Origin of the sequence: Enterococcus italicus DSM 15952, assembly GCF_000185365.1 — a bacterium.
In the GTDB taxonomy this organism is placed as follows: domain Bacteria; phylum Bacillota; class Bacilli; order Lactobacillales; family Enterococcaceae; genus Enterococcus_G; species Enterococcus_G italicus.
Map to the genome: position 1 here is coordinate 22,510 of NZ_GL622242.1, position 3,117 is coordinate 25,626.

Consider the following 3,117-nt stretch of genomic DNA (forward strand, 5'->3'; position numbering starts at 1 on the left):
CGTTAAATTCAATAGTTACCCCTAATTCTTCTAATCTTTCCAAAATAGCTGCTGCGTCATCCTTATCTTCACGTGGCAATAATGAGTCATTGAATTGATAAACGGTTACTTCAGAACCAAATTCAGCAAAATAAGAAGCGAATTCTAATCCAATTGGACCAGCTCCGATAATACCTAGTTTTTTTGGCAGATTTGTTAGCTCTAAAATTTCTTCACTTGTGTGGATGTGTGGACTGTTTTGCTTGTTTTCAAAATCTGGAATAACAGCCGTAGATCCAGTTCCAATAATGATATTAGCAGCCGTAACTTGTAGCGTTTCTGTATCTGTATCCACTAACAAAGTATGGTCATCTTTGAAGTGAGCAAAACCGTCTAAGACTGTTACGTTATCTAAATCAGCAATTTTATGGTAGTTTTTTTTATTTAATTTGGTTACTAATTCAGTTTTATAGTCCATGGCTTGTTTGAAAAACTGGTTGTTAATCTCAGGATTTCGCTCAATGCCAAATTCTGATAATTGATCAATAATTTTTGCACTATGTGTCAACGATTTAGTCGGTAAGCATCCCACATTAATACAAGTTCCACCATACATTTTAGCTGATTTTTCAATCACAGTGACGGTTTTTCCTTTTTTAGCTAAAGCACCTGCTAATGTTTTTCCTGCTTTACCAAATCCAATAATGGCTACGTCTGTAGTGTACTCATTCATATTTTAGTGCCCCTCTCATTTTGTATTGCATATAATTTTACTTCCATATCTTTTAATGTAATAGTTGCTAGTTTTGCTACTGCATCTTTATTCAGCTCATCATAAAGATCATCCATAGCTTCTGACATACCAGACGAAATCATACATTGTTCATTGATATAACCTGAATGCCAAGTATTTTGGATAATTGGGATCTTTATCGCCTCATAAACATTTTTTAAAGTGATAGCTTCTAAATTATCGGTTAGAAAGTATCCGCCATGCACACCTTTTTTTGTTTGAACTAATCCTTTTTTTCGGCATTTTGCCAGAACTCTGCGAACACGAACTGGATTCGTACAAATGTTCTCAGCTAATGCTTCACTGGTAAAAATTGAATTGTTATGACCTAAATAGACCAACCCATGTACTGCAATCGTAAATTCACTCAAAATTATTCACCTTCTTTAAAAAGTAACTTTTAAAGTTACTTTATCTAAATTAAGTATACACCTAAAAGTTATCCAAATCTACAAAATCTGTTACTTTTAAGCAATTATTTTAATATCTCCTTAGACGAATTGATTAAAGGAGATGACGATAAGATGAAAAGAGAAGTAACTATTGCTAAGATGAATCAATTAATGTTGGTTATTATAGGATCATTTGTTTTAACCCTCATTACTGCATCCTTATTTAAATACTGGGGCGATTTTTCTTTGATTTTGCCAGTTACTTTTATAGTAATCATGGTCAATGCTGCTATTAAACTTCAAAAGATCCAAGATAAAGAAAATCTAAAAACCTATAAAAAAATCTTAGATTATATGGACAATAGAGAAGTAAGAAATGATCTGAAAACACAAAACAGGAAGAGAATGAACTTAGAAAAATCTAGCTTGGCGATAGTAGGAGCTCTTATTGAGTTTTTCTTAATGTATGGCGTACTGTCGGTTTTCTAAATCATCTTAATACATGAAATTTTATAAAATCATGTATCAAGAATCCTATCCCTATAGGGTTCTTTTTTTTACTCCCCCTAAACACACGATTTCGTGTTATAATAACTGTAATCATGTATTCGAACAGACTAAAAAGGAGGGATTGTCATGGGCTATAATGTTCAGCCACTACGGTCGCAACAGGAGATTAATGATTTTTTATTTTGCCTGCGACGGAATAAAAATGCGGAACGTGACGTTTTCTTGTTTCTAATTGGAATTAACAGCGGTCTGCGCATGTCCGACATCGTCAAACTCAAGAAAAAAGACGTGATTACCTCAAAAAACCCGCGCATCGTGGAGCAAAAGACAGGGAAAACACGCATTTTATACTTAAGCAGCTTACAGGACTTGATTCACGGCTATACCGCACCCTTAGATCCGGAGGCTTACTTGTTTCCCAGTACTAAGGGCGGCCATTTAGAAGTCAATACAGTCTACCAGATGTTTCAAAAGGTCGCGAAGCTGTTAGGAAGGGACGATATCGGCACCCACACCCTACGAAAAACCTTTGGTTACCACTATTACAAGAAAACCAAAGACGTGGCCACCTTAATGGAAATCTTTGGTCACAGCAGCGAGAAGATTACCAAACGCTACATCGGAATTAATGAAGATGAAATCAGTGAAACGTTATTAAATTTTCGGTTAGGTTTTTGATTGTATTATAGGTTCTGTTGCAAAGTTTTAAATAAAGAATAAAATCCCTTACGGTATCTATGATTTAAGCTGGGATTCCCAATAATACCTTGATTTCAGTAGACACCGAAAAGCCGAATAGCGTTCCATTTCTTCGGTTCTTTTTATATATTCCTCGAATGGTCTCCATGCCCTTAATCGTGGAAGAGGCAGTCCGGAGACTTTGATAAAATTTATTCCGTCGCTTAATTGGCCTATGGTCTTGTTCTATTAAATTGTTCAGATACTTCACAGTTCGGTGCTCTGTCTTAGCACACTCTGTAACTTTCTAAAGGCGGAGCCAAGAGAAGGTGCTTTATCGGTCACAATTGCTTTCGGCTCACCAAACTGTTTATGGAGTCGCTTTAAGAAAGCATAGGCTGCTTGCGTATCTCGTTTCTTTCGTAACCAGATATCCAATGTTAAACCGTCCGCATCAATCGCTCGATAGAGATAATGCCAACGCCCCTTAATTTTGATATAGGTTTCATCCATTTTCCACGAATAGAAGGACTGTTTATTTTTCTTTTCCAGAGATGATAGAGGATTTTACTGTATTCTTGAACCCACCGATAAATCGTAGTGTGACAAACATTTATTCCACGGTCATAAAGCAATTCCTGAACTTCACGATAGCTCAGATTGTAACGTAGGTAATAACCAACAGCGACAATGATGACGTCTTGTTGGAATTATTTGCCTTTAAAATGATTCATCTCTCAAGCCTCACTAACCTTTTTTCTTACA

4 protein-coding genes and 1 pseudogene are annotated in these 3,117 nt (G+C 35.9%); 2 read left to right on the top strand and 3 right to left on the bottom strand.

Going from position 1 to position 3,117, the window contains the following annotated elements; all coding sequences use genetic code 11:
• Both HMPREF9088_RS10510 and HMPREF9088_RS10515 read right to left on the bottom strand, forming a co-directional pair.
• The coding region (locus HMPREF9088_RS10510) for an FAD-dependent oxidoreductase (RefSeq protein WP_007209231.1) at positions 1-712 on the bottom strand (712 nt) is incomplete at its 3' end.
• The gene (locus HMPREF9088_RS10515; RefSeq protein ID WP_005237713.1) at positions 709-1,143 is read right to left on the bottom strand and encodes an RrF2 family transcriptional regulator; all 435 of its coding nucleotides are present in this window, start codon (positions 1,141-1,143) and stop codon (positions 709-711) included. The genes HMPREF9088_RS10515 and HMPREF9088_RS10510, both read right to left, overlap by 4 nt.
• Before the next feature lie 153 nt (positions 1,144-1,296).
• On the opposite strand from HMPREF9088_RS10515, the gene HMPREF9088_RS10520 reads away from it, so the two are divergent.
• Positions 1,297-1,653: a transcriptional regulator gene (locus HMPREF9088_RS10520; protein WP_245785543.1), complete on the top strand. Its 357-nt coding sequence runs from the start codon at positions 1,297-1,299 to the stop codon at positions 1,651-1,653.
• A gap of 147 nt (positions 1,654-1,800) precedes the next feature.
• Positions 1,801-2,352, top strand: a complete 552-nt coding sequence (locus HMPREF9088_RS10525; protein ID WP_002307628.1) for a tyrosine-type recombinase/integrase — start codon at positions 1,801-1,803, stop codon at positions 2,350-2,352.
• 64 nt (positions 2,353-2,416) lie between these two features.
• On the opposite strand, the pseudogene HMPREF9088_RS10530 reads toward HMPREF9088_RS10525, so the two are convergent.
• A pseudogene (locus HMPREF9088_RS10530) lies at positions 2,417-3,047 on the bottom strand (IS6 family transposase).
• Positions 3,048-3,117: the final 70 nt, after the last annotated feature.